The organism is Kitasatospora sp. Ki12 (assembly GCF_054601375.1).
Genome location: NZ_BAAIHT010000002.1, coordinates 2,619,134 through 2,644,486, shown reverse-complemented (window position 1 = coordinate 2,644,486; position 25,353 = coordinate 2,619,134). Strand labels below are relative to the sequence as shown.

The window sequence follows — 25,353 nt, the reverse complement described above, 5'->3', positions numbered from 1 at the left end:
CGTGCCGGGCATACGCTGTCCGTCGAGTCAGGAGAGCCGACTTCGACCGACAGTTAGGACCACCGTGCGCCGCACCGCCGGTTTGCTTCTCACCCTGCCGCTACTGCTGGCGGTCGCCTGCAGCAGTTCCCCCAAGGCGGCCGGCCCGGCGACCCCGTCCCCGGCGAGCGCCGCCCCGACGGTGCCGGCGCCGGTCGGCGAGGCCTCGCCGATGCCCACCCTTTCGGGTGGCGGATTCGGCAGCAAGGCGACCATCACCATCCCGGAGGGCCGGCAGCCCACCGGCCAGTTCGTGGTGAACACGGTCACCGAGGGCGAGCGTTCCACCGTCAACAAAGGCGACTGGGTCACGGTCAACTACACCGCGAAGGACTGGACCACCGGCAAGGACCTGCCCAGCTCGTACGACGACAACGGCAAGCCGCAGCTCTACCAGGCCGGCAGCGGGCAGCTGGTGCCGGCGCTGGACCAGAGCGTGATCGGCAAGAAGGTGGGCAGCCGGCTGCTGGTGGTGGCGCCGCCGGCGGCGGCCTTCGGCGAGCAGGGCTCCGGCCAGCTCGGGGTCAACAAGAACGACACCGTGGTGTTCGTGCTGGACATCGTGGAGAGCCTGCCGCAGGACTCCGCGCTGACCGGGAACATGACCGAGCCCGCCGCGACGCTGCCGCAGGTCAAGGACAACGGCAAGGCGCCGGCGACGATCACCGTCCCGGCCGGGCAGGCCGCGCCCACCGACCTGCAGCAGGCGGTGCTGATCAAGGGCGAGGGCAAGCAGGTCAAGAGCGGGCAGACCCTGGTGGTGCAGTACACCGGGGTGCTGTGGAGCAACGGCCAGCAGTTCGACGCCTCCTGGACGCACGGCGGCGCGCAGGCCGTGCAGATCGGCACCGGCAGCGTGATCGAGGGCTGGGACAAGGGGCTGGTCGGGCAGAACGTCGGCAGCCGGGTGCTGCTCGTGGTGCCGCCCGCGCTCGGCTACCAGGACAAGGCGCAGGGCGCCGTCCCCGCGAACTCCACGCTGGTCTTCGTGATCGACATCCTGGAAGCGGTGTAGGGCGTGCCCGACGATTCCCGCCGGGTGCGCGAATTGTCAGGCACACACTAGGAACACTAGGAAGTCACCGGGGGGATTCCGTACGCTTGGGCGGACGCTCGTACAACGAAGCGTCCGTCCTCATCCTTAGCTGTCATACTGCCCTCGCGCTGTGGCAGGCGCCGCCCGGCGCCAAGGTCCGGGGCGGGCGGTGCGACGGCAGGCCGGCGCTCAGCACGCCGGACGCAGACCTGGAAGACCTGTGGCGAGATGGATGGGGAGTCATGACTGAGAAGACGCCGAGCCCGGGCGGGGCCGGCACCGCGGCCAACGACAGCGCTGCGGGTGACCCGGCGGCCTCTCGTCCCGGCGGCCCGCTCCCGGGGGACGGCGAGTCGATCGTCGTCCCGCCGTCGATCCTGAAGCAGCAGGCCGGCTGGGCGCAGCCCGGCGAGGCCCCGCGCGCCCAGGGCGGGACGAAGACGGACGAGGCCCCGCAGATCTTCGCGTCCACGGTGCGCCGGGCCGACACCTCCGAGGCCGGGTACGACGAGAACCCGCCGGGAGTCGGCAGGCTCGGTGTGATCCTCGGCACCGTGCTGGCCGTGCTGCTGGCCGGCAGCGCCGTGACGCTGTACCTGGTCAACAAGGACGGCGGGGACAAGGACGCCACCGCGGCCAAGCCGGACGCGGCCAAGACCGCGCCGCCCACGCCGAGCGCCGAGCCGGTGCCGCCGATCAAGGACAGCGCCAAGGTGCTGCCGACCGTCACCGGTGACTTCGGCAAGAAGGCCGAGATCCAGGTGCCGGGCGAGGCCTCCGACGGCTCCTTCGTGGTCAAGGTGCTCTCCGAGGGCTCCGGCGCCAAGGTCGAGAAGAACTCCTGGACCTCGGTGGACTACACCGCCAAGGACTGGAACACCGGCAAGGACATCCCGAGCTCGTACGACGCCAACGGCAAGCCGCAGATCTTCCAGGCGGGCACCGACGCGCTGATCCCGGCCCTGGACCAGGCCGTGGTCGGGAAGAAGGCCGGCAGCCGGCTGCTGGTGGTGGCCCCGCCGGCCGCCGCGTTCGGCCCCCAGGGCAAGGCCGACATGTCGATCGGGGCGAAGGACAACCTGATCTTCGTGATCGACATCCGCAACGCCAACGCGCCCGACGCGGTGCTCAGCGGCACGGTCACCCCGCCGCCGGCCGACTTCCCGCAGGTCAAGGACAACGGCAAGAAGCCGGCCGAGATCACCCCGGTGGCCGGCGCCAAGGACCCGACCGAGCTGAAGTCCCACGTCCTGATCAAGGGCACCGGGCCGAAGGTGGAGAAGGGCGAGAAGGTCGTCGTCCAGTACACCGGCGCGCTGTTCAAGGACGGCAAGGTCTTCGACTCCTCGCTCAGCAAGGGCCAGGCGTTCACCTTCCCGGTCGGCGGCGGCCAGGTCATCCCGGGCTGGGACCAGGGGCTGGAGGGCCAGACCGTGGGCAGCCGGGTCGAGCTGGTGATCCCGGCCGCGCTGGGCTACGGCGACAAGGGCCAGGGCGACATCCCGCCCGGCGCGACGCTGGTCTTCGTGGTGGACATCCTGGACGCCGGTCAGGGCTGATCCACTTTCGGGTGACAATGGTGTGCGTGTGACCTCCGGGCCCGGCCGCGTGGCCGGACCCGGACGGGCGGCGGGCGCCGGTACCGTGGTCCGCCCGCACCGTCGTGCGGGTGGGCCGGGTGCGGGCGCCCGCCGCTTGGTCGTGAATGCAACGCGAAACGTGAGAAGAGGGACTGTGAGCGTCAACCTCAACGAGAAGCCCGAGATCGACTTCCCGATCGGGGACGCCCCGGCGGAGCTGCAGATCCGCGACATCGTCGTCGGCGACGGCGCGGAGGCCAAGAAGGGCCAGAACGTCAGCGTCCGCTACGTCGGCGTGACCTTCGAGACCGGCGAGGAGTTCGACGCCAGCTGGAACCGGAGCCCGAACGAGTTCCGCTTCCCGCTGGGCGGCGGCCGGGTCATCAAGGGCTGGGACCAGGGCGTCGTCGGCATGAAGGTCGGTGGCCGCCGCGAGCTGACCATCCCGGCGCACCTGGCGTACGGCAACCAGTCGCCGACCCCGGCCATCCCGGCCGGCTCGACCCTGATCTTCGTGGTCGACCTGCTGGCCGTCTGAGCCTGCTCGCACCGTGGGCCGGACCCCTCCGGGGGCCCGGCCCACGGGCTTGTCCGGGCCCGGTCCACGGGCTTGTCCGGGCCCGGTCCACGGGCTTGTCCGGGCCCGGTCCACGGGCTTGTCCGGGCCGGGACGGCACCGCGCGGGGACGGGGTGCGGGAGGCCGCTTTTGCAGTGCGTACCGCTACCGGTACGGTCGGTCCCGCCGGGTGGTGATCGCCCGGTTGGCGCACCCCGCGCACGGCGCGGCACACCGGAAGGGTCAGCGATGGCGATCGCCAAGGCAGAGCGGCTGATGAATCTCGCCCTGTGCCTGATGAACACCAGACGTCCGCTCTCCAAGAAGGAGCTGCGGGAATCCATCGAGGCGTACCGCGAGGCCTGGCAGGGCGCCAGCGAGGACGCCTTCAACCGGATGTTCGAGCGGGACAAGGACGACCTGCGCGAGCTCGGCCTGGTGATCGACGTCGACGAGAGCGCCCTGGACGGCGAGCTCGGCTACCTGGCCCGGGCCGACCGCAACCGGCTGCCCGAGATCGCGCTGGACGCCGAGGAGGCGGCCGCGCTGACCCTGGCCGCCCGGGTCTGGCAGCAGGCCAAGATGTCCGGCGCGGCCAGCGGCGCGCTGCAGAAGCTGCGCGCGGCCGGGGTGCCGTTCGCCGAGACCGAGGGCCGCACCGCCCTGGAGCCGCGCATCCCCGCCCGGGAGGCCGCGTTCGAGCCGCTGCTCACCGCCGCCCGGGACCGCCGGCCGGTCACCTTCGAGTACCGCAAGGCCGGCGCCGCCGCCGTCGAGCAGCGCAGCGTCGAGCCGTGGGCGCTGGAGTGCTGGCGCGGGCACTGGTACCTGGCCGGGTACGACCGCGACCGCAGCGACGCCCGGGTGTTCCGGCTCAGCCGGATCACCGGCAAGGTGCGCGCCAAGAACGGGGCCTTCCTCGGCACCGTCCCCGAGCACGTGGACGTCCGGGCGACCGTGGCGAAGTTCGCGGGGGAGGGCGCCACCGCCACCGCGACCGTGCGGGTCCGCCGGGGCGCCGGCTTCCCGCTGCGCACCAAGGCGCTGACCACCACCCGGGTGGACGAGGTCTGGGACGAGCTGGAGATCCCGTACGGCAACGGGCTGGGCGCCGACCTGGCGGAGTTCGGGCCGGACGTGCTGGTGCTCGGGCCGGAGGAGCTGCGGGTGGATGTGGTCGACCGGCTGCGGGCGGTCGCTGGGCTGGACGTGGAAGGTGTGCGGGCGTGAGTAATGCGATCGACCAGACCAGGCGGATGCTGTCGCTGGTCACCTACCTGCGCGAGCGGCCCGGGGCCGAGGTCGCCGAGGTGGCCAGGGCCTTCGGGATCAGCGAGCGCGAGCTGATCGGCGACCTCAACGTGCTGCCGATGTGCGGCACCAGCTTCCGCGGCGGTGACCTGCTCGACATCGACACCGACGGCGAGCGGATCTGGTGGCACAACGTCGACGACGTGGCCCAGCCGCTGCGGCTGGCCTCCGACGAGGCGACCGCGCTGCTGGTGGCCGCCCGCGCGGTGGCCGGGCTGCCCGGACTGCGGGCCGGGGACCGGGAGGCCCTCACCCGGGCCGTCGCCAAGATCGAGAACGCCGCGGGGGAGAGCGCCGAGGGCAGCGCCCGGGTCGGCGTCACCTTCGAGGCGGAGAGCCACGTGTTCGCCGACATCGACCGCGCGCTCAGCGAGGGCCGCCGGCTCTGGCTGCGCTACTACTCGCACGGGCGCGGCGGGATGACCGAGCGCGAGGTCGACCCGATCCGGCTGCTCACCGAGGGCCACACCTACCTCGAGACCTGGTGCCGCACCTCCGAGGACCACCGGATGTTCCGGCTGGACCGGGTCGCCGAGATCCGCGTGCTGGACGTCCCCGCCGACCCGCCCCGGCGCGAGCCCCGCGACCTCAGCGGCGGGCTGGTCAACCCGGCGGCGGACGACCCCGAGGTGGTCGTCGAGGTCTCCTCCGGCGGGCGCTGGGTGGCCGAGTACTACACCCACGACCGGGCCGAGGAACTGCCCGACGGCGGGCTGCGAATCACCCTGCGCAGCGCCGACCCCTCCCAGCTGCGCCCGCTGGCGCTGCGGCTGGGCCGGGACGGCCGGATCGTCTCGCCGCCCGAACTGGCCGAGCAGGCGCGCTCGGCCGCGCGGGAGGCGCTGGCCGCCTACGGGGAGGGGCAGGTCTGAGCGGTGGAACCCGGGACCAGATTCAAGGTGTACTGCTCGGAGTGCCGGGAGAAGGTGGAGCTCCCGGCCGAGGAGTTCCGGCTGACCCTCGGTCGCACCCCGGCCCAGGCGCACTACAGCTTCGGCTGCCCGCTGTGCGGGGCGGCGGTGCGCAAGCAGGCCGGGGAGAAGATCGTCGAGGCGCTCACCGGGGCGGGGGTGCGCACCATGCGGCTCGTCCCGGCCGAGGGGTAGCGCCTCGTCCTGTGGGGCGGGGCGGGCCTCGGCTGATCCGCGGGGCGGGCGCCGAGCCCGTATAGGGTGGGGCGCATGTCCTGGATGCTCGTCGCCGCCGTCCTGCTCGCCACCGCGGGCCTGCTGGTCCTGGGGGTCCTCGCGATCCGGCTCTGGCTGGACGTGCGGGCACTGGCCAAGGGCGTGGACACGGCGGCGCGGGCGCTGGCCTCGGCCGCGGAGGACCTCGCGGACGCGATGCCGGGCCGGGCGTAGCGCCGGCCGCCGTAGCACGGCGAAGCCGTTCCCGGTACGGGGGCTGCTGCGGGGAGGCAGGGGCGGGTTACGCTCTCAGATGGCTCCTGAGAACCGTGTAGCGGGGGCCGCTGTCCTGTTCGGGCGGCCGTCGTCGTGGCGTCATCCGCAGCGGTTACCATCCGCAGCGGACGGCCCGTCGGGCCGCCATGACTGAAGGTGGTCGCGCATGCGCATCTCGATGACCGGGATCGTGGTGATCGTGGTACTCGCCATCGTGCTGTTCGGAGCCAAGCGGCTGCCGGAGGTGGCGCGGTCGCTGGGGCAGTCGCTGCGGATCCTGAAGAGCGAGGCCAAGGCGATGCGTTCGGACGGGAAGTCCGGGGAAGCGGCGCAGGCCGCCGCGCCGCCGGTGGCGGGCGACCAGGTCAAGACGGTCCAGGCCGCTCCGGGAGCCTCGGCCACGGCCCGTCCGGTGGCGGAGCCCGCCGCCGGGACGACCGCGTCCGACGGCGACCGCCCGCGCTGAGCACGGCGCACGTGACGTACGCGACCACGGAGGCCCGCCGACCGGCGGGCCTCGACGCACGAGTTGAGGACCGGGGTTGAGCAAGCTCTCCAAGGCGCCGAAGGCGTCAAAGGATCCTGAGGGGCGGATGGCCCTCGCCGACCACCTGCGGGAACTGCGCAACCGCGTGGTCAAGTCGGTCCTGGCGATCGTGCTGTTCGCGGTCATCGCGGCGATCTACCACAAGCAGATCGAGCACTTCCTGCTCCAGCCGCTGCCGCAGTGCAACTCCAAGGTGGACGCGGACCACTACCACGGGCGCTGCGCCCAGGTGTCTAACATCGGCCTCACCGCAGGCTTCAACTGGATGCTGAAGGTCGCGCTGACGGCGGGTGTGGTCGCGGCCGTCCCGGTCTGGCTGTACCAGGTGTGGGCCTTCGTGGCGCCCGGTCTGCACCGGAACGAGAAGAAGTACGCGGTCCTCTTCATGGTCTGCGGCGCCCCGCTGTTCCTGGCGGGTGTCGGCTGCGCGATCATGGTGATGCCGACCATGGTCGAGATGCTGATCTCGTTCACCCCGAGCGACACGGTGCCGATCCTGCCGCCCGAGGACTACTTCGACATCGCCACCCGGATGGTGCTGGTCTTCGGCCTGGCCTTCGAGTTCCCGCTGCTGCTGGTGATGCTCAACCTGGTCGGCATCGTGACCGGCAAGCGGCTGCTCAGCTGGTGGCGCGGGATGGTCATGGCCATCACGGTGTTCGCCGCGTTCGCCACCCCGGGCGCCGACCCGGTCAGCATGCTGCTGCTGTCGGCGCCGATCTGGGCGCTGTACTTCGTCGCCGTGGCGATCGCGCTCTTCAACGACAAGCGCAAGGCGCGCCGCAACCCGGACGCGGGGCTGGACGACGAGGAGGCCTCGCACCTGGACCTGTCCGTCCAGCCGGTGGCCGGTGCGGAGACCGTCCAGGCCTCGGCGGCCCCGGCGGCCAGTAGCGCCCCGGTGCCGGCGGCGCGCCACGAGCAGCTGGACGACATCACCTGAGCCGGTGGGCCCTGAGGGAGCCCCGGTCCGTCGCTTCGAGCGGTGGGCCGGGGCTTTCCGCTGGTCGGGGGCGTTTCCGGGTTTCGGGCGGGTGGTCTTGGCAGGGTGGATGGCATGTGACATATTACTGACGTGCTGAAGACCGAGAGACCTCCCCTGGATGTCGTCGTGGTCGGCGCCGGAGTGGTCGGTGCCGCCTGCGCCTACTACGCCGCCCGCGCCGGGCTCGCCGTCGCCGTCGTGGACCGCGGGCCGGTGGCCGGCGGCACCACCGGCGCGGGCGAGGGCAACCTGCTGGTCTCCGACAAGGAGCCCGGGCCCGAGCTCGACCTCGCCCTGCTCAGCACCCGGCTCTGGCGCGAACTCGCCGAGGACCTCGGCGAGGCCGTCGAGTACGAGCCCAAGGGCGGGGTGGTGGTCGCCTCCACCGCCGCCGGGCACGAGGCTCTGCGGGCCTTCGCCGCCGGGCAGCGCGCCGTCGGCGTGATCGCCGAGGAGGTGCCCGGCGAGCGGCTGCGCGAGCTGGAGCCGCACCTCGCCCCCGGGCTGGCCGGCGGCTTCCACTACCCCCAGGACGCCCAGGTTCAGCCCGCCCTGGCCGCCGCGCACCTGCTGCGCGCGGCCCGCCGGATGGGCGCCGAGCTGATCACCGGCGAGACCGTGACGGCGGTCGACCTGGGGCCGGACGGCGCCGTGCGCGGCGTGCGGACCGACCGCCGCCGGCTGGCCGCTCCCGCCGTGGTGAACGCGGCCGGCACCTGGGGCGGCGAACTGGCCGCGCTGGCCGGGGTGCACCTGCCGGTGATGCCCCGGCGCGGCTTCGTCCTCGTCACCGAGCCGCTGCCGCGGGTCGTCCGGCACAAGGTGTACGCCGCCGACTACGTGGCCAACGTGGCCAGCGGCTCCGCCGGCCTGGAGACCTCCGCCGTGATCGAGGGCACCCCGGGCGGGCCGGTGCTGATCGGCGCTAGCCGGGAGCGGGTCGGCTTCGACCGCACGCTCTCCCAGGAGGTGCTGCGCCGGCTGGCCGGCCAGGCCGCCGAGCTCTTCCCGGTGCTCGCCGACGTCACCGTGCTGCGCGCCTACCGGGGCTTCCGCCCGTACCTGCCGGACCACCTGCCGGCCATCGGCGCGGACCCCCGGGTGCCCGGGCTCCACCACGCCTGCGGGCACGAGGGGGCCGGGATCGGGCTGGCCCCGGCGACCGGGCTGCTGATCGCCGAGCAGCTCACCGGCAAGCAGCCGGAGCTGGACCTCGGGCCGTTCCGCGCGGACCGGTTCCCGGTCGTCGGAACCGCCTGAGCGGCCCTCCGCCGCTGACGGGGGGCGTGTGCCCGCCGTCATTCCGTACGAGATTCCGTCCTGGATTGGAGACGCCGCCGATGCGCCGCCGCACCCCCGCCGGGCTGGTCGAGGCCGAGCCCGGGCCCGCCCACCACATCGAGTTCGACGGGCGACCCGTCCCCGCGCTGCCCGGGCAGACGATCGCCGCCGCGCTCTGGGCCGACGGCGTGCTCGCCTGGCGCACCACCCGGGTCGGCGGCAAGCCGCGCGGGGCCTTCTGCGGCATCGGCAGCTGCTTCGACTGCCTGGCCACCGTGGACGGCCGGCCCAACCAGCGCACCTGCCTGCTTCCCGCCGAGCCCGGCACCACCGTCACCACCCAGGAGGGCCACGGCCGTGCCGACCTCGCCGTCTGACCCCTCGTCGTTCGGGCCGCCGGCCGACGCGTCTTCCGACCCGCTCGCCGACCCGCTCTTCGACCTCGTGGTGATCGGGGCCGGCCCGGCCGGGCTCGCCGCCGCCGTCACCGCCGCCGACCTCGGGCTGCGCTGCGTCCTGCTGGACGGCGGGCAGAGCACCGGCGGGCAGTACTACCGCCACCCGGCCCCCGGGCTCGGCGCCGCCCGTCCGGACCGGCTGCACCACCACTGGTCCGCCTACACCGGGCTGGCCGACCGGCTCGCCGCCCACGAGCGGGCCGGGCGGGCCGCCTTCCGGGGCGGCCACCAGGTCTGGGCGCTGGAGCGCACCGGGGACGGCTTCGCGGCGCACGTCACCCGCGGGCCGGAGAGCACCGACCGGGCCACCGTCCGGTCCCGGTCGGTGCTGCTCGCCACCGGCGCGTACGAGCGGCAGCTGCCGTTCCCCGGCTGGACCCTGCCCGGGGTGGTCACCGCGGGCGGTGCCCAGGCGATGCTCAAGGCCGGTCTGGTGCTGCCCGGACGGCGGATCGTGGTGGCCGGGAGCGGCCCGCTGCTGCTCGCGGCGGCCTCCTCGCTGGTCACCGCGGGCGCCGAGGTGCCCGCGGTGGTCGAGGCCACCGCCTACCTCGGGTACGCGCGGCGCCCCGGCGTGCTGGCGGGCGTCCCCGGCAAGCTGGTCGAGGGCGCCGGGCACGGTGGCGCGCTGCTGCGGCACGGCGTACGGCTGCGGCCGCGCAGCGCCGTGGTCGAGGCGCACGGGACGGACCGGGTCACCGGCGTCACCGTCGCCCGGCTGGACGCGCGGTGGCGGCCGCTGCCCGGTACCGAGCGGCGGATCGACTGCGACGCCCTCGCGGTCGGCCACGGCCTGCTGCCGCAGATCGACCTGGCCACCGAGCTGGGCGCGCGGACCCGGATCGGGCCGGACGGCGCGGTCGCGCTGGCGGTCGACGCCCGGCTGCGCACCAGCGTGCCCGGCCTCTGGTCGGCGGGGGAGACCAACGGCGTCGGCGGCGCCGACCTCGCGCTCGCCGAGGGCGAGCTGGCCGCGTACGCCGTGGCCGGGGCGCCGCCGGAGGCGGGAACGCTGCGCCGCCGCTCGCGGCTGCGGGCCTTCGCCGAGCTGATGGCCGCCGCGCACCGGCCGGGCCCCGGCTGGACCGGGTGGCTGCGCCCGGACACCGACGTCTGCCGGTGCGAGGAGGTGCCGGTCGCGGCGATCCGGGAGGCCGTGGACGACCTGGGCGCGGGCGATCCGCGCACCGTCAAGCTGCTCACCCGGGCCGGGATGGGCTGGTGCCAGGGGCGGATGTGCGGTCCGGCCGTGGCCTGCCTGGCCGGATCGGCCCCGGGGTCGGCGTCGGGCGGTCCGGGACCGGACCGGCGGCCGCTGGGCTGCCCGGTGCCGCTCTCGCAACTGGCGGCGGGGCCCTCCCCGGAGTCCCCGGCCTCGTAGCCGGCCCGTCGTCGAACGGACGGGCCGGGGACCTTGTCTCCGGCCCGTCCGCACTTATAAAATGTCACACCTCACCAAGGAGTTCACCGTGTCCATCACCCCGCACGACACCACCCGTCCCTGGCGCGGCATCATGGTCGCCACCACGATCCCGCTGCGCCCGGACCACTCCGTCGACTACGACGCCTACGCCGAGCACGTCCGCTGGCTGATCGACTCCGGCTGCGAGGGCGTCGTCCCCAACGGCTCGCTGGGCGAGTACCAGACGCTCACCGCCGAGGAGCGCACCCGGGTCGTCGAGGTGGCGGTCGAGGCGGCCGGGGACGGCGCCCGGGTCATGCCCGGCGTCGCCGCGTACGGCAGCGCCGAGTCCCGCCGGTGGGCCGAGCAGGCCGCCGAGGCCGGCGCCGGCTCCGTCCTGCTGCTGCCGCCGAACGCCTACCGGGCCGACCACGCCTCGGTGCGCGCGCACTACGCCGAGGTGGCCAAGGCGGGCCTGCCGATCGTCGCGTACAACAACCCGATCGACACCAAGGTGGACCTCGTCCCCACGCTGCTCGCCGAGCTGCACGGCGAGGGCTCGATCGTCGCGGTCAAGGAGTTCAGCGGGGACGTCCGCCGGGCGTACGAGATCGCCGAGCTGGCCCCCGGGCTGGACCTGCTGATCGGCGCCGACGACGTGCTGCTGGAGCTCGCGCTGGCGGGCGCGGTCGGCTGGATCGCCGGCTACCCGAACGCCCTGCCGGAGGCCTCGGTGGCGCTCTACGACGCCGCCGTCAAGCACGAGCTGGAGACCGCGCTGCCGCTGTACAAGGCGCTGCACCCGCTGCTCCGCTGGGACTCCAAGACCGAGTTCGTCCAGGCCATCAAGCTCTCCATGGACATCGCCGGGCGCCCCGGCGGTCCGGTCCGGGCGCCGCGCCAGCCGCTCACCCCGGAGGTCGAGGCGGCCGTCCGCGCGGCCACCGAGAAGGCGCTGGCCGAGGGCCTCGCCTAGGCCCTGGTCGTGCCCCCTCCTGGCCGGCTGCGGGGGCAGCCGGCCCGGCCCCACCAACCAAACCGACCTGTACGGGAGTTGTGACCCATGCGCAGCCGTCACGTGTTCCACGCCGTCGACTCGCACACCGAGGGCATGCCGACCCGGGTGATCACCGGCGGCTTCGGCGTCATCCCCGGCGCCACCATGGCCGAGCGCCGGGTGCACTTCCAGCAGCACCTGGACCACTTCCGCACCCTGCTGATGTACGAGCCCCGCGGCCACGCGGCGATGAGCGGCGCTGTCCTGCAGCCGCCCACCCGGCCGGACGCCGACTTCGGCGTGCTCTACATCGAGGTCTCCGGACTGCTGCCGATGTGCGGGCACGGCACCATCGGGGTCGCCACCGTCCTGGTCGAGACCGGGATGGTGCCGGTGGTCGAGCCGGTCACCACCGTACGGCTGGACACCCCGGCCGGGCTGGTCGTCGCCGAGGTGCGGGTCGAGGACGGCGCAGCCAAGGCGGTGACCATCCGCAACGTGCCCTCCTACTCGGTCGCCCTGGACAACAAGATCGAGGTGCCCGGCTACGGCACGGTGACCTACGACCTCGCGTACGGCGGCAACTTCTACGCCATCCTGCCGCTCGCCGAGTTCGGCCTGCCCTTCGAACGCGAGCGCAAGCAGGAGATCCTCGACGCCGGACTCGCGATGATGGACGCCATCAACGCGAGCCCCGACCGGCCGGTGCACCCGGAGGACCCGTCCATCCACAGCTGCCACCACGTCCAGCTGCTCGCCCCCGGCTCCACCGCGGAGCACTCCCGGCACGCGATGGCCATCCACCCCGGCTGGTTCGACCGCTCGCCCTGCGGCACCGGCACCTCCGCGCGGATGGCCCAGCTGCACGCCCGCGGGGAGCTGCCGCTCGGGCAGGACTTCCGCAACGACTCCTTCATCGGCACGACCTTCACCGGGCGGCTGGTCGAGGGGACCGAGGTGGCCGGGCGGCCCGCGGTCGTGCCCACCGTCACCGGGCGGGCCTGGGTCACCGGCACCGCCCAGTACTTCCTCGACCCGAGCGACCCGTTCCCGGCGGGCTTCCTGTTGTAAGCAGAGCCTGTTGTAAGCAGAGCCTGTTGTAAGCAGAGCCTGCTGTAGGCGGAGCCTGTTGTCAGCGGACCCTGCTCCGAACCGGCGGGCTTCCTGTTGTCAGCAGAGCCTGATCCACCCGGCGGGCTCCCGCCTCCCCCGCGGTGGGCCTCCCGCTCCGAACCTCCCCCGAAGGGCTGCCAGTCGTGACCATCACCTCGTACAACCCCGCCGACCCGGACGACCTCGTGATCGCGGTCGAGGAGCCCGGCGCCGAGGCCGTCCGGGCCGCCGTCGGACGGGCCCGGACGGCGCAGGCCGACTGGCTGGCGGCCGGGGCCGGCGTCCGGTCGGCCGCGCTCGGCCGGGTCGCCGACGCGGTCGAGGCGCACGCGGAGGAACTGGCCGCGCTGATCGTCCGCGAGGTCGGCAAGCCGCTCGCGGAGGCGCGCGGCGAGGTCGCCCGGACCGCGGCGATCTGGCGCTACTACGCGCAGGCGCCGTACGCCCCCTCCGGTGCGGTGCACGAGACCGCCGCCGGGCCCGGGCTGCTGCTCACCCGGCGCCGCCCGTACGGGGTGGCCGGGCTGATCGCGCCGTGGAACTTCCCGCTGGCGATCCCGAGTTGGAAGGCCGCCCCGGCGCTGGCGGTCGGTAACACGGCGGTGCTCAAGCCCGCGCCCGAGGCGACGGCCTGCGCGCTGCGGCTGGCGGAGCTGACCCTCGCGGCCGGGCTGCCCGCGGACGTGCTCACGGTGCTGCCCGGTGGCGCCGAGGAGGGCGCGGCACTGGTCGACGCGGCGGACGTGGTCTCCTTCACCGGCTCGACCGGCGTCGGCCGGGCCGTGGTGCGCGCCGCGACCGAGCGCGGGGTCCCGGTCCAGGCCGAACTCGGCGGACTGAACGCCGCGTTGGTGCTGCCCGACGCCGACATCGCGCAGGCCGCCGGGCACATCGCGGCGGCCATCGCCGGGTACGCCGGGCAGAAGTGCACCGCCACCAGCCGGGTGATCGCGGTCGGCGCCGCGTACGAGCCGCTGCGTGAGGCCCTGGTCAAGGCGCTGGCGGCGGTCGACGACTCGGTGTGCGGGCCGGTGGTCAACTCCGGTGCCCGGGAACGGCTGACCGGGGCGGTGGACTCGGCGGTCGAGGCCGGGGCGAACCTGCTCACCGGCGGCCGGGTGCCCGAGCGGGCCGGCTGGTACGTCGAGCCGGCCCTGCTCGCCGACGTGCCGGCCGAACACCCGCTGGCCCGCGAGGAGTTCTTCGGCCCGGTCGCCGTCCTGCACGCCGCGGCCGACCTGGACGAGGCGATCGCCCTCGCCAACGACACCCCGCACAGCCTCTCCACCTCGGTGCACACCCGCAGCCTCGACGTGGCGCTGGCCGCCGCCGACCGGCTGGACGCGGGCATGATCCGGGTCAACGCCCCCTCCAGCGGCGTCGACTTCCACCTGCCCTTCGGCGGGGCCAAGGGCGCGAGCCACGGCGAGCGCGAACAGGGCCAGGCCGCCCTGGACTTCTACACCGTCAGCCGGACGGTCAGCGTGCTGCCGGGCGGGGGTGCCTGATGTACGTCCGCACCGTCGACTACCACACCGCTGGCGAGCCGTTCCGGATCGTGCTGGACGGCGCACCGGTGATCCCCGGCGACACCGTCGCCGAACGGCGGGCCATCGCCCTCGGCGCGGGCGGCACCGCCACCGCCCCGCGGCCCGGCGCCCTGGACGACGTCCGGCGGCTGCTCACCCGCGAACCGCGCGGACACGCCGGGATGTACGGCGGCTTCCTGGTGCCGCCGGACGACGACGAGGCGCACCTGGGCGTGCTGTTCTGGCACAAGGACGGCTACTCGACCGCCTGCGGGCACGGCACCATCGCGCTCGGCGCGTGGGCCGTCGACTCCGGACTGGTCGCGGCCCCCGCGGACGGCGTGGCCCGGGTGCGGATCGACGTGCCCTCCGGCCGGGTCACCGCGCTGGTGCACCGCACCGGCGGGCGCACCACCGGAGTGACCTTCCGCAACGTGCCCACCCGGGTGAGCGCGCTGAAGCTCCCGGTGCGGACCTCGCGCGGCACGGTGGAGGTCGCGGTGGCGCACTCCGGCGCCTGCTACGCCTCCGTCCCGGCCGCCGCCCTGGGGCTGGCGGTGGAACCGGCGCAGCTGCCCGAACTCACCGCCCTGGGGCGGGAGATCAGGGCGGCACTGGCCGGGGAGGAGGCGGTGGCGCACCCCACCGACCCCCGGCTGTCCGGCGTGTACGGGGTGATCCTCTACGATGAACTCCCCTCGGAAGACGACGTGTTGAACCAGCGGAACGTCACCGTCTTCGCGGACGGGCAGATCGACCGCTCGCCCTGCGGCTCCGGCACCTCCGCCCGGCTCGCGGTGCTCGCCGCCGAGGGCCGGCTGGCCCCGGGGGAGCCGCTGCGGCACGAGTCGGTCATCGGCACGGTCTTCACCGGCCTGGTGCTCCCCGGCGGCGACCCCCTCGGCGCGGGCGTCGTCACCGAGGTCGGCGGGACGGCCTTCCGCACCGGCGAGCACGGCTTCGTGCTCGAACCGGGCGACGACCTGGGGACGGGATTCCTGCTGTGAGTCCCGTCGAGAGTCCAACCGCACGGCCCGGAACGGCGCTTGTGCCGCTCCAGTACGCCGTCCCGGGCACCGGCGGAGTCGGGCCCGCCGACGCGGTGGGGGCGATCGAGCGGGTGCTGCTGAACGGGTTCGACCCCGAAGCGGCACCCGCCCGGTCCGCCGTTCCGGTGCCGGCCGGCGAGCTGCTGATGATGCCGGCCGCCGCCGGGCCGTACGCCGGCGTGAAGATCGCCGGAGTCGCGCCCGCCAACCCGGAGCGCGGGCTGCCCCGGATCACCGGCAGCTACCTGCTGCTGGACGGCCCCACCCTGCAACCGCTCGCCCTCCTGGACGGCGCCGCGCTCACCGCGCTGCGCACGCCGGCCGTCACCGCCGCGGCGCTGCGGCGGCTGGCGGTGCCGGAAGCCGGACACCTGGTGGTGTTCGGCTCCGGACCGCAGGCGTACGGGCACCTCGACGCCCTGCTGACCGTACGGCCGCTGACCCGGCTCACGGTCGTCGCGCGCCACCCCGAGCGGGCCGCGGCCCTGGTCGCGTACGGGCGGCGGCTCGGTCTGACGGCCGGTGTCGGCGGGCCGGAGGCGGTCGCCGAGGCGGACCTGGTGGTCTGCTGCACCACCGCGCGCACGCCGCTGTTCGACGGCACGCTGGTGCCCGCGCACGCGGCGGTCGCGGCGGTCGGCTCGCACGAGCCGGACGCGCGGGAGGTCGACGAGGCGCTGGTCGGGCGCGCCGAGCTGTACGTGGAGGCGCGCTCGGTCGCGGCCCGGGAGGCCGGGGACCTGCTGATGGCGGGCGTGGCCGGACGGCAACTGTGGAACCTCGCCGAGCTGGTGCGCGGCGACGCGCTGGTGCCGGCCGGGCGGCCGCGGTTCTTCAAGAGCGTCGGGATGGCCTGGGAGGACCTGGCGGTCGCGGCGGAGGTGTACCGGGCGGCGGGAGAGCCGTCGTCGTAGCGGCGGCGGCGCCCTGCTGTTGCTCGGCTGCTCGGCTGCTCGGCTGCTCGGCGGAGAGGTCGCTCAGTCGCCGATGAAGCAGAGCCAACTTCCGGGTGTGGCCGCACAGTTGGCGATCAGGTTGCGCAGGTCCCGGACGGCGGCCCGCTGCGCCTCGGTGGTGCAGCGGGCGAGCAGCGCGGTGGCCTCCTCGAAGGCGGCCGCCGCCTCCTGTTCGTTGAGGTAGGTGTCGCGGTACGGGTCGATCCGGCCGAGTCGGTGCTCGGACGGACGGGTGTGCGAGGCGAGGGCGTCGGCGAGGGCGTCGCCGTGGTCGATCGAGAGGTGCAGCGGCCCGGTGGTCCGGGCCCTGTCCGGTCGGCCGTCGTACAGGGCGATCTCGATGCCCAAGGCGGTTGCTCCTGACGGTGTTCGGGAGTCGTGAGGCCGGAGCCGGCCCGGTGGGAAGGGATCCCCCACCGGGCCGGCTCCTTCGCGTCCTCGGGTGCGGTCAGCGGTAGGTCGCGAGCAGCCGGGCCAGGTGCTTGCCGGTGACCAGCAGGGGCTCTTCGCTGCGGGCGATCTGGGCGGCGAGCTCGGCGCCCTCCAGGGTGCTGACGACCGTACCGGCCAGTTCGCGGGCGTCCTCCGCGTCGATGCCCGCCGCGACCAGGTGTTCCGTCACGATGGCCCGCCAGTTGGCGAAGGCCGCGGCCACCGCCTGCTCGATCGCCGGCGCGCGGCCGACCGTCTCCAGGGCGGTGCTGCTGATCGGGCAGCCGTCCTGCCAGTCGGAGGCGCGCAGCTCCCGGGCGAGCATCCCGGTGCAGGTGACGACCGCCTCGCCGATGTCCGCCGAGGAGCCCAGCCCGGCGCGCAGCAGGACGGCGAACTCCTCGTCCCCGTGCCGGATCGCCTCGGCGGCCAGCTCCTGCTTCCCGCCCGGGAAGAAGTGGTAGACGGAGCCGAGGGTGGCCTCGGCCTCGCGGGAGATCTGCTTGATCCCGGTGCCCTCGTACCCCTGGCGCTGCAGCAGCCGGGAGGTGGCCCGGACGATCCGCTCGCGGGTGCCGACGGGGGTGGTCTTCGCGGGGGTCTCGGGCCTCTCGGGCGTCTTCACGGCGCGATCCTAGCCGATGAATTGAATAGAGCGTTCGTTCCAGAGCTGTGTTAGCGTCAGCCTCGTTGTTCTGGATAGAGCGTTCGTTCTAGCGGAGGGGAATCCGTATGTCCGTCGAGCAGAAGCGGCAGGAGCAGCAGGAGCAGCGGGGCCGGCAGGAGCGATCGGTGACGGTGATCGGGCTCGGCCCGATGGGGCAGGCCATGGCCGGGGCGTACCTGGACGCCGGGTACGCCGTCACGGTGTGGAACCGCACCCCCGAGCGGGCCGCCGAACTCGTGGCCCGCGGCGCGCAGTCCGCGCCGACCGCGGAAGCGGCCGTGGCCGCGAACGAGTTGGTCGTCCTCAGCCTCACCGACTACGACGCGGTGTTCGCCGTGCTGGACTCGCTGGACCCGGCGGTGCTGAAGGGCAAGACCGTCGTCAACCTCAGCTCCGACACCCCCGAGCGCGCCCGCGAAGCCGCCCGCCGGCTCGCCGGGCACGGCGCCGGACACCTGACCGGCGGGGTGCAGGTGCCGCCGTCCGGCATCGGCAGCCCCGAGTCCTCTACCTTCTACAGCGGGCCGGTCGACCTGTTCCAGCGGCACCGGGCCGCGCTCGACGTGCTCACCGGCGCCGACTACCGGGGCGACGACCCCGGGCTGGCCCAGCTGTACTACCAGATCCAGATGGACCTCTTCTGGACCTCCCTGGTCGGCTACCTGCACGCCACGGCGATCGCCGAGGCCAACGGCATCTCCGCCGAGGACTTCCTGCCGTACCTCAGCTCGACGGCCGCCTCGCTGCCCGGCTTCCAGGCGTTCTACGCGCCGCGGATCGCCGCCGGGGACCACCGCGGGGACGTCGACCGGCTCGCGATGGGGCTCGCCAGCATCGAACACGTACGGCACACCGCGGAGGCCTCAGGGGTGGACGGCGCGCTGCCGGCACTGCTGGCGGAGACGTTCCGGCGGGGCGTGGAGGCCGGGAACGGGGCGGCGAGCCTGACCGCGCTGGTCGCGCAGTTCCGGGCGGCGTGACCGGCGCCGCCGTCACCCCGTAGCCCGTCCGACGTGGCAGATCGTGTGCCGTCGGCCGTTGTCACGGCCGACGGCGCGCTGCCACCATGAGCGTCGGCGGGCTTGACGGGCCGTTCGAATCACGGACGGTTGCACACGCAACGCAACGTGACATTGTACGCTGGTGTTCTGCACCCACCCGGAGGAACACCATGGCCGACCTCAAACCCCGCACCCTGATCTCCGTCCAGGAGCGGCTTCGCGACCAGGTCGCCCACGCACTCCGGGCCGCCCTGATCTCCGGCGAACTGCGCCCCGGCGTCGTCTACTCGGCCCCCGCCCTCGCCGCCGACTTCGGCGTCTCCGCCACCCCCGTCCGCGAGGCCATGCTCGACCTCGCCCGTGAAGGCCTGGTCGAAGCCGTCCGCAACAAGGGCTTCCGGGTCACCGAGCTCACCGAACGCGACCTCGACGACTACACCGAGATCCGCGCCCTGATCGAGGTCCCGACCATCGGCCGGGTCACCCGCACCGCGACCGAGGACCAGCTGGAACGGCTGCGCCCGCAGGCCGAGGCCATCGTCGCCGCCGCCCGCAAGCACGACCTGATCGGCTACCTCGAAGCCGACCGGCAGTTCCACCTCGACCTGCTCGGCCTGGCCGGCAACGCCCGACTCGTCGACGTCGTCGGCGACCTGCGCAAGCGCTCCCGGCTGTACGGCCTCACCCGGCTCGACGAGCGCGGCGAGCTGGTCTCCTCGGCCGAGGAGCACCTGGAACTGCTCGACCTGATGATCGCCGGCGACGCCGACGCGGCGGAGGCCTGTATGACCCGCCACCTCAGCCACGTCCGCTCCCTCTGGGCGGGCCAGGAAGAGGCGGCCGAACCGGAGCGGCCGGCCCTGCGACTGCGGGCTCGGTAGCGGCCAAACCACCCGATGGGGTGAATGCGGAGGATCGGGCGTCGGGGGACGCCCGGGCTCTACGATGATGCTCTCGACATCGGCAGCCAGGAGGAATTCCATGTCCGCCGCAGCAGTGGAAGAGCCCTTCGAGCAGATGACGCTGCTCGAAGCCGCCGAGCTGATCTCCGAGCAGCTCCCCGGCTACCGGGTCGAGATCATCGGGAGCGAAATCACCGTGACGCCCACCCCGAATATGAGGCATGACCGATCGGTGAGGCGCTTCGATCGCGCGTTCAACCGCGCGGGGCTCGACGGCGGCGAGACCGAGGTGTGGCAGAACATCGGCATCTGGCTGCCTGATGGACCGTTCGACTACGCGCAACCGGATCTGGCGATCACCGACGCGGATTGCGATGACCGGATCCTGGACTACGGGGCCTACGATCCCGCAATCTTCCGGCTCGTGTTGGAGGTGACGTCCTCGAACCTCGGCAATGACCTGAAGAAGAAGCCGGGTGCTTACGCCTCGGCCGGGGTGCCGGTCTACGTCATCGTGGACCGGACGAACCAGCGGGTGATGGTGCTGACCGACCCCAAGGACGGCGAATACCGGGTGCACGCCGTCCACCACCCCGGGCAGTCGTTCACCCTGCCGGAATCCATCGGTGCGTCGGTGACGCTCTCGGTGGACGACGTGCTGACGGCCAAGAAGTAGTGCCGCACTCCGTGCTCGGCATGGCCGAGGTTCTCTTCGAGCGCTTTCCCGGGCTCCGGGTGGAGGTGCTCGGTGGTGAGGTGTCCGTCGAGCCGTTGCCGGACGGGCGGCACGCCGAGATCCTCACGGATGTGATGGCCGCCTGTTTCAAGGCGGGGATGACCGAGGGACGTCCTTGGCCGGTCCAGCGGCTCGCGATCTGGCTGCCCACCGGGCCGGATGACTTCGCGATGCCGGATCTGTCGATCGTCGATGCCGCGAGCGACGATCAGATGGTCGCCTACAACTGCTACGACCCGAAGGTCTTCCGGCTGGTGCTGGAGGTGACGTCGGCGGCGTTGTGCAGTGATCTCACCAGGAAGCCAGCCGCGTACGCGATGGCGGGTGTGCCGGTGTACGTGGTCGTGGACCGGGTCGGCCGGCGGGTGCTGGTGCTGACCGCCCCCGAGGGCGGCGAGTACCGGAAGCGGGTCGAGCACGGTCCCGGGCAGGTGTTCACCCTGCCCGGGACCTCGGTCACGTTGAGCGTGGACGCCCTGTTCTCCTAGGCCACCGCCGCGGGCAGGGTCAGCCGGCCGTCGTGGACCTCGGCGATCTGGTCGACGGCCGTCAGGTGGGTGCGGTCGTGGGTGACCAGGACGGTGGCGGTGGCGCGGCGGTGGGTGAGTTCGGTGATCAGGTCCAGGACGGCGGCGCCGCGTTCGTGGTCGAGGGCGCTGGTGGGTTCGTCCACCAGGAGCACCGTGGGGTCGTTCATCAGGGCCCGGGCGATGTTGACGCGCTGGCGCTGGCCGCCGGAGAGCTGGTGCGGGCGGCGGGCGGCCTGGTCGCGGAGGCCGACGGCGTCCAGGAGGTCCAGGGCGCGGGGGAGGGCTTCGCGGGGGGAGCGGCCGTCGAGGTGGGCCATCACCTGGAGCTGTTCGGCGGCGGTGAGCGAGGGCAGCAGGTTGGCCTGCTGGAAGACGATGCCGATGGTGGTGCGGCGCAGGGCGGTGAGGTCCGCGCGGGTGAGGCCCGCGGTGTCGGTGCCGTCGATGAGGACCCGCCCGGAGTCCGGGGCGATCAGGGTGGCGGCCACCGCGAGCAGGCTGGACTTGCCGGAGCCGGACGGGCCGACGACGGCCGTGATGGAGCCCTTGGGGACGGTCAGTGACACGTCGTCGAGGGCGGTGAGCCGGCCGTCGCCGTCCGGGTAGGTGAGGGTGATGCGGTCGAGGGCCAAAGTCATCGGGCGCTCCCCAGGGCGGTCAGCGGGTCGACGGAGGTGATCCGGCGGATGGACAGGGCCGCGCCGACCACGCCGAGGGCGATCATGACGGTGGCGGGCAGCAGCAGGGTCGGGGCGTCCAGGACGAACGGGACCGCGGAGCCGATCAGCGCTCCGGCGCCGAGCGCGATCGCGGTGCCGGCGGCCGTACCGAGCAGCAGGAGCAGGACGGCCTGGCCGAGCGCGTCGCGCAGCAGGTAGCGGGTGGAGGCGCCGAGGGCCTTGAGGACGGCGATGTCGCCGCTGCGCTGGATCGTCCAGACGGTGAAGAACGCGCCGATCACCAGCGCCGAGATGGCGAACAGGAAGCCGCGCATCAGCTGCAGGGAGCCGTTCTCCGAGGTGTAGGAGCCGATCGCGGCGAGGGCGTCGTCGCGGGTGCGGGTCTCGGTGCCGTGGCGGGCGTCGGCGGCGGCGAGGTCGGTGCCGCCGGCCGTGCCGAGGGCGATGACGGTGGCGTGGCCGGTGCCGCCGGGGGCGAAGGCCTGCCAGTCGGTGAGGCTGGTCCAGACGACCGGGGTGTGGCTGTAGGCGGCGTCGCCGTCGACGGCCGCGACCCGCAGCGGGTGCCCGGCCAGGGTGAGGTCGGCGCCCGGGGCGAGTCCGCCCAGGTTCGCGGCGGCGGTCTTCGACAGCACCGCCTGCCCCGGGGCGATCCGGCGGCCCTGCGGGGCGAGCAGGGAGCCGTCCGGGACGCCGAAGGCGGACAGCGCGGCGGTGCGCTTCCCGGCGGCGGCCTTGGTGGTGGTGATGCCGAGCGGCTGGGCGGAGGTCACGCCGGGCTCGCCGGCCCAGGCCTGCCACTGGTCGGGGGTGACCTGGGAGTCGGTGAAGGAGAGCTTCTGTCCGTCGGCGGGCTTGCCGAAGACCAGGTGGTCGGCGGGCAGGCCGGTGATCGCGGAGATGTTCTGCCGGCCGAGTCCGGCGGTCAGCCCGGACAGCAGGCCGACCAGGACGGTGATCAGTACGATGACGGTCCCCATCAGGGCGAACCGCCCCTTGGCGAACCCCAGGTCCCTCCAGGCGACGAACACGGCGGCCTTCCTCTGTACGGGTGGGTGCCGGACCGGTGTTCTCCGACGTTCCCACCGTCGCGGACCGCCCGGGTCCGGGGCATCGAGCCGGGGATTGCATCCTGGGCATCAAAGGGCAGAAGCGGAGTTCAACCTTTTGATTGATGCCGGAGCCGGGCGCGGAACCTAGGCTGGACGGATGGCGACCGAACGATCCAGAACCACACCCGTCGCCCGCGTCCTCCAGGTCTGCCTGCACCTGCTCGTGGCGGGCCTGCTCGTCCTCGCCGTCGCCCGCTCCGTCGTCGACGGCCGCGGCGCCGACCCGGCGGCCGTCGCCGCCGCGGCCACCGCGATGGGCGCCGTCTACGCGATCGGGCCCCAGCTGGCCGCCGTCCGCCGCTCGCGCCGGGCCGCGGCGCTCTGGCTGGCCCTGCTCGGCGTCACCTGGGCGGGCGTGCTGCTCGCCACCCAGGACGGGGTCTGGCTGGCGTTCCCGCTGTACTTCCTGGAACTCCACCTGCTCGGGCGTCGCGGCGGGCTGACGGCCGTCTCCCTCACCGCCGCCGGGGCGATCGCCGGCTGGTCCTGGCACCAGCACAGCTTCAGCGTCGCCGCCTCCATCGGGCCCGCCCTCGGCGCGGCCGTCGCCACCGCGACCGTGCTCGGCTACCAGGCGCTCTACCGGGAGAGCGAGGAACGGCGCCGGCTGATCGACGAACTCACCGCCGCCCGCGCCGACCTCTCCGCCGCCCACCACACTGCCGGGGTGCTGGCCGAACGCGAACGCCTCGCCCGCGAGATCCACGACACCCTCGCGCAGAGCCTCAGCTCCATCCAGCTGCTGCTGCGGGCGGCCCAGCGGGCCCTGCCCGAGCGCACCGAGGCCGCCGCCGGGTACGTCGAACAGGCGCGGCAGGCCGCCCAGGACAACCTGGACGAGGCCCGGCGGTTCGTCCGGGCGCTCACCCCGCCCGCACTGGACGGCGACCCACTGCCGGTCGCCCTGGAACGGCTCTGCGCCACCACGACCGCGCAGAGCGGCCTGCCGGTGAAGCTGCACCTCTCCGGTGACCCGGTACGGCTGCCGCCCGCCCAGGAGGTCGCGCTGCTGCGGATCGCGCAGTCCGCGCTCGGCAACGCCGTCCGGCACGCGAAGGCCCAGCGGGCCGAGGTGACACTCAGCTACATGGAGGGCGAGGTGGCGTTGGACGTGGTCGACGACGGGGCCGGGTTCGACCCGGCGGCTCCCGCGGGCCGCACCGGCGAGGACGGCGGATTCGGGCTGCCCTCGATGCGGGCCCGCGCCCGGGCGCTCGGCGGCACCTTCACGGTGGAGTCCTCGCCCGGCGAGGGCACGGCGGTCGCGGTGCAGCTGCCGGTCACCCCGGAGGCCGGGTCGTGATCCGGCTGCTGATCGCCGACGACCACCCGGTGGTGCGGGCCGGGCTGCGCGCCGTCCTGGAGAGCGAACCGGACTTCGCCATCGTCGCGGAGGCGGCCACCGCCGAGCGGGCCGTCGAACTCGCGGCCGAGGCCGAGGTCGACGTGGTGCTGATGGACCTGCAGTTCGGGCCCGGCTCGGCGATGAACGGCGCCCAGGCCACGGCGGCGATCACCGCTCGGGCGGGCGCGCCGCGGGTCCTGGTCGTCACCACGTACGACACCGACGCCGACACCCTGCCCGCGCTGGAGGCCGGCGCCACCGGGTACCTGCTGAAGGACGCGCCGCCCGAGGAACTGGCCCAGGCCGTCCGGGCCGCCGCGGCCGGACGCTCCGCCCTCGCGTCCAGCGTCGCCGACCGGCTGCTGGAACGGATGCGGACGCCCGCGGCGGCGCTCAGCGCCCGGGAGACCGAGGTGCTGGGGCTGGTCGCCGACGGGCTGACCAACCAGCAGGTCAGCCAGCGGCTGCACCTGAGCCAGGCCACGGTGAAGTCGCACCTGGTGCACATCTACACCAAGCTGGGCGTCGACTCGCGCACGGCGGCCGTGCGGGAGGCGCGCGGCCGGGGCCTGATCCGGTAGGGCGGGCCGGAGTCGGGCGCCCGAGCGTAGGGTGGGCGACGGTCCGTACCCGCAGCGGTGTGAGGAGTGCCCCGATGGTCGTGCGTCTCGACGGGCTCGCCGTACCGGTGATCGCCGCGCCGATGGCCGGCGGCGCCTCCACGCCCGAACTGGTGGCCGCGGTGAACCGGGCCGGCGGGCTGGGGTTCCTCGCGGCGGGCTACAAGAGCGCCGCGGCGATGGCCGAACAGATCGCGCTGGTACGGAAGTCGGGCGACCGGCCGTACGGGGTGAACCTCTTCGTGCCGGCGCCGCCCGGGGACGCGGCGGCCGTCGCCGCCTACCGGGAACGGCTGCGGCCCGAGGCCCAGCGGTGGGGGGTGGCACTGCCGGAGGAGATCGGGCCGGACCGCGACGACTGGGAGGCCAAACTCGCGGCGCTGCTCGCGGACCCGGTGCCGGTGGTCTCGTACACCTTCGGGCTGCCCACGGCGGCGGAGGCGGCCGCGCTGCGCGCGGTGGGGACGCTGCAGGTCGGCACCGTGACCACGCCGGAGGAGGCGCGCGCGGCGGAGGCGGCCGGCATGGACGCGCTGTGCGTGCAGGGCCCGGAAGCGGGCGGGCACCGGGGCACCCACCGGGTCACCGACCCGCCGGGGGAGCTGCCGCTGCTCGAACTGCTGCCCGCCGTACGGGCGGTGACGACGCTGGCGCTGATCGCCGCCGGCGGACTCGGCGACGGCCCGGCGATCGCGGCGGCGCTGCGGGCCGGGGCGGTCGCGGTGCAGCTGGGGACGGCCCTGCTCCGCGCCGACGAGTCCGGCGCCTCGGCCGCGCACCGGGCGGCACTCACCGACCTCCCGGAGACCACCGTCACCCGCGCCTTCACCGGCCGCCCGGCCCGCGGCCTGCGCAACGCCTTCATCGACCGCCACGGCCCGTACGCCCCGCCCGCCTACCCCGAGGTCCACCACCTCACCGCCCCGCTCCGCACCGCCGCCACCCGCCGCGGCGACACCACGGCCATGCACCTCTGGGCCGGCACCGCCCACCACCTGGCCCGCACGGGCCCGGCGGAGCGGATCGTCGCCCAGCTGTGGCAGGCCGCGCGGGGGTAGCGCGCCCGGGGCGCGCGGGAGGTGGAG

28 protein-coding genes are annotated in these 25,353 nt (G+C 74.1%); 24 read left to right on the top strand and 4 right to left on the bottom strand.

The genetic code is table 11. The features are described from left to right. Positions 1 to 64: 64 nt before the first annotated feature. From ACYP53_RS29300 to ACYP53_RS29220, 17 genes are all read left to right on the top strand, one after another. Complete coding sequence (locus tag ACYP53_RS29300) at positions 65 to 1,054, top strand: FKBP-type peptidyl-prolyl cis-trans isomerase (RefSeq protein ID WP_189920976.1); 990 nt, start codon at positions 65 to 67, stop codon at positions 1,052 to 1,054. A gap of 263 nt (positions 1,055 to 1,317) precedes the next feature. Next, positions 1,318 to 2,634, top strand: a complete 1,317-nt coding sequence (locus ACYP53_RS29295; protein ID WP_189920974.1) for an FKBP-type peptidyl-prolyl cis-trans isomerase — start codon at positions 1,318 to 1,320, stop codon at positions 2,632 to 2,634. Positions 2,635 to 2,809: 175 nt separating this feature from the next. Further along, positions 2,810 to 3,193: an FKBP-type peptidyl-prolyl cis-trans isomerase gene (locus ACYP53_RS29290; RefSeq protein ID WP_189920972.1), complete on the top strand. Its 384-nt coding sequence runs from the start codon at positions 2,810 to 2,812 to the stop codon at positions 3,191 to 3,193. Positions 3,194 to 3,461: 268 nt separating this feature from the next. Further along, entirely contained in the window at positions 3,462 to 4,442 is a 981-nt protein-coding gene (locus ACYP53_RS29285) for a helix-turn-helix transcriptional regulator (protein WP_459649608.1), read from the top strand. A gap of 26 nt (positions 4,443 to 4,468) precedes the next feature. Then, positions 4,469 to 5,395: a helix-turn-helix transcriptional regulator gene (locus tag ACYP53_RS29280; protein ID WP_459649848.1), complete on the top strand. Its 927-nt coding sequence runs from the start codon at positions 4,469 to 4,471 to the stop codon at positions 5,393 to 5,395. A gap of 3 nt (positions 5,396 to 5,398) precedes the next feature. Then, positions 5,399 to 5,629 (top strand): hypothetical protein, encoded by a 231-nt coding sequence (locus ACYP53_RS29275; protein ID WP_189920968.1) that lies wholly within the window; start codon positions 5,399 to 5,401, stop codon positions 5,627 to 5,629. Positions 5,630 to 5,704: 75 nt separating this feature from the next. Further along, positions 5,705 to 5,884: a hypothetical protein gene (locus tag ACYP53_RS29270; RefSeq protein ID WP_229928918.1), complete on the top strand. Its 180-nt coding sequence runs from the start codon at positions 5,705 to 5,707 to the stop codon at positions 5,882 to 5,884. Positions 5,885 to 6,092: 208 nt separating this feature from the next. After that, entirely contained in the window at positions 6,093 to 6,392 is a 300-nt protein-coding gene (tatA, locus tag ACYP53_RS29265; RefSeq protein ID WP_189920964.1) for a Sec-independent protein translocase subunit TatA, read from the top strand. A 127-nt stretch (positions 6,393 to 6,519) separates the two neighbouring features. Further along, a complete protein-coding gene (gene tatC / locus ACYP53_RS29260) occupies positions 6,520 to 7,416 on the top strand; it encodes a twin-arginine translocase subunit TatC (protein WP_459649847.1) in 897 nt (298 codons plus the stop codon). Between the two features lie 132 nt (positions 7,417 to 7,548). Beyond that, positions 7,549 to 8,718, top strand: a complete 1,170-nt coding sequence (locus tag ACYP53_RS29255) for an NAD(P)/FAD-dependent oxidoreductase (protein ID WP_229928917.1) — start codon at positions 7,549 to 7,551, stop codon at positions 8,716 to 8,718. An 80-nt stretch (positions 8,719 to 8,798) separates the two neighbouring features. Then, positions 8,799 to 9,116 (top strand): (2Fe-2S)-binding protein, encoded by a 318-nt coding sequence (locus ACYP53_RS29250; protein ID WP_189920960.1) that lies wholly within the window; start codon positions 8,799 to 8,801, stop codon positions 9,114 to 9,116. Then, positions 9,097 to 10,578 carry an FAD/NAD(P)-dependent oxidoreductase gene (locus ACYP53_RS29245; protein ID WP_459649607.1) on the top strand — a complete coding sequence of 494 codons (1,482 nt, stop codon included), beginning with the start codon at positions 9,097 to 9,099 and terminating at the stop codon, positions 10,576 to 10,578. The genes ACYP53_RS29250 and ACYP53_RS29245 overlap by 20 nt, the downstream gene beginning before the upstream one ends. A 61-nt stretch (positions 10,579 to 10,639) precedes the next feature. Next, positions 10,640 to 11,575: a dihydrodipicolinate synthase family protein gene (locus tag ACYP53_RS29240; RefSeq protein WP_459649606.1), complete on the top strand. Its 936-nt coding sequence runs from the start codon at positions 10,640 to 10,642 to the stop codon at positions 11,573 to 11,575. Between the two features lie 87 nt (positions 11,576 to 11,662). Beyond that, the gene (locus ACYP53_RS29235) at positions 11,663 to 12,667 is read left to right on the top strand and encodes a proline racemase family protein (protein WP_459649605.1); all 1,005 of its coding nucleotides are present in this window, start codon (positions 11,663 to 11,665) and stop codon (positions 12,665 to 12,667) included. Between the two features lie 185 nt (positions 12,668 to 12,852). Beyond that, positions 12,853 to 14,217 carry an aldehyde dehydrogenase family protein gene (locus ACYP53_RS29230; protein ID WP_459649604.1) on the top strand — a complete coding sequence of 455 codons (1,365 nt, stop codon included), beginning with the start codon at positions 12,853 to 12,855 and terminating at the stop codon, positions 14,215 to 14,217. Continuing rightward, positions 14,217 to 15,245, top strand: a complete 1,029-nt coding sequence (locus tag ACYP53_RS29225; RefSeq protein ID WP_459649603.1) for a proline racemase family protein — start codon at positions 14,217 to 14,219, stop codon at positions 15,243 to 15,245. Before ACYP53_RS29230 ends, ACYP53_RS29225 begins: the two co-directional genes overlap by 1 nt. A gap of 41 nt (positions 15,246 to 15,286) precedes the next feature. Then, complete coding sequence (locus tag ACYP53_RS29220; RefSeq protein WP_459649602.1) at positions 15,287 to 16,201, top strand: ornithine cyclodeaminase family protein; 915 nt, start codon at positions 15,287 to 15,289, stop codon at positions 16,199 to 16,201. A gap of 63 nt (positions 16,202 to 16,264) precedes the next feature. Here the strand turns inward: ACYP53_RS29220 and ACYP53_RS29215 are convergent, their stop codons facing one another. Beyond that, the gene (locus ACYP53_RS29215; RefSeq protein ID WP_459649601.1) at positions 16,265 to 16,591 is read right to left on the bottom strand and encodes a hypothetical protein; all 327 of its coding nucleotides are present in this window, start codon (positions 16,589 to 16,591) and stop codon (positions 16,265 to 16,267) included. A gap of 100 nt (positions 16,592 to 16,691) precedes the next feature. Further along, positions 16,692 to 17,300, bottom strand: coding sequence for a TetR/AcrR family transcriptional regulator (locus ACYP53_RS29210; RefSeq protein WP_459649600.1), 609 nt, complete (start codon positions 17,298 to 17,300; stop codon positions 16,692 to 16,694). Positions 17,301 to 17,407: 107 nt separating this feature from the next. Between ACYP53_RS29210 and ACYP53_RS29205 the strand changes: the two genes are divergently transcribed. The 4 genes from ACYP53_RS29205 to ACYP53_RS29190 all read left to right on the top strand — a co-directional run bounded on the left by ACYP53_RS29205 (position 17,408) and on the right by ACYP53_RS29190 (position 20,469). After that, complete coding sequence (locus ACYP53_RS29205; RefSeq protein WP_459649599.1) at positions 17,408 to 18,322, top strand: NAD(P)-dependent oxidoreductase; 915 nt, start codon at positions 17,408 to 17,410, stop codon at positions 18,320 to 18,322. A gap of 191 nt (positions 18,323 to 18,513) precedes the next feature. Next, on the top strand, positions 18,514 to 19,224 hold the full coding sequence (locus ACYP53_RS29200; RefSeq protein ID WP_189920939.1) for a GntR family transcriptional regulator: 711 nt from the start codon (positions 18,514 to 18,516) through the stop codon (positions 19,222 to 19,224). A gap of 100 nt (positions 19,225 to 19,324) precedes the next feature. Further along, complete coding sequence (locus ACYP53_RS29195) at positions 19,325 to 19,921, top strand: Uma2 family endonuclease (RefSeq protein ID WP_189920936.1); 597 nt, start codon at positions 19,325 to 19,327, stop codon at positions 19,919 to 19,921. Positions 19,922 to 19,941: 20 nt separating this feature from the next. Continuing rightward, positions 19,942 to 20,469: a Uma2 family endonuclease gene (locus ACYP53_RS29190; protein WP_189921094.1), complete on the top strand. Its 528-nt coding sequence runs from the start codon at positions 19,942 to 19,944 to the stop codon at positions 20,467 to 20,469. Here the strand turns inward: ACYP53_RS29190 and ACYP53_RS29185 are convergent. Together ACYP53_RS29185 and ACYP53_RS29180 are read right to left on the bottom strand one after the other, a co-directional pair. Next, on the bottom strand, positions 20,466 to 21,149 hold the full coding sequence (locus tag ACYP53_RS29185; RefSeq protein WP_459649598.1) for an ABC transporter ATP-binding protein: 684 nt from the start codon (positions 21,147 to 21,149) through the stop codon (positions 20,466 to 20,468). The two genes, ACYP53_RS29190 and ACYP53_RS29185, sit on opposite strands and share 4 nt — an antisense overlap. Continuing rightward, on the bottom strand, positions 21,146 to 22,222 hold the full coding sequence (locus tag ACYP53_RS29180; protein ID WP_459649597.1) for an ABC transporter permease: 1,077 nt from the start codon (positions 22,220 to 22,222) through the stop codon (positions 21,146 to 21,148). The genes ACYP53_RS29185 and ACYP53_RS29180 overlap by 4 nt, the downstream gene beginning before the upstream one ends. A gap of 178 nt (positions 22,223 to 22,400) precedes the next feature. On the opposite strand from ACYP53_RS29180, the gene ACYP53_RS29175 reads away from it, so the two are divergent. The 3 genes from ACYP53_RS29175 to ACYP53_RS29165 all read left to right on the top strand — a co-directional run bounded on the left by ACYP53_RS29175 (position 22,401) and on the right by ACYP53_RS29165 (position 25,326). Then, entirely contained in the window at positions 22,401 to 23,606 is a 1,206-nt protein-coding gene (locus ACYP53_RS29175; RefSeq protein ID WP_459649596.1) for a sensor histidine kinase, read from the top strand. Next, the gene (locus ACYP53_RS29170; RefSeq protein ID WP_189920928.1) at positions 23,603 to 24,229 is read left to right on the top strand and encodes a response regulator transcription factor; all 627 of its coding nucleotides are present in this window, start codon (positions 23,603 to 23,605) and stop codon (positions 24,227 to 24,229) included. Before ACYP53_RS29175 ends, ACYP53_RS29170 begins: the two co-directional genes overlap by 4 nt. Positions 24,230 to 24,303: 74 nt before the next feature. After that, positions 24,304 to 25,326 (top strand): nitronate monooxygenase, encoded by a 1,023-nt coding sequence (locus tag ACYP53_RS29165; protein WP_459649595.1) that lies wholly within the window; start codon positions 24,304 to 24,306, stop codon positions 25,324 to 25,326. Positions 25,327 to 25,353: the final 27 nt, after the last annotated feature.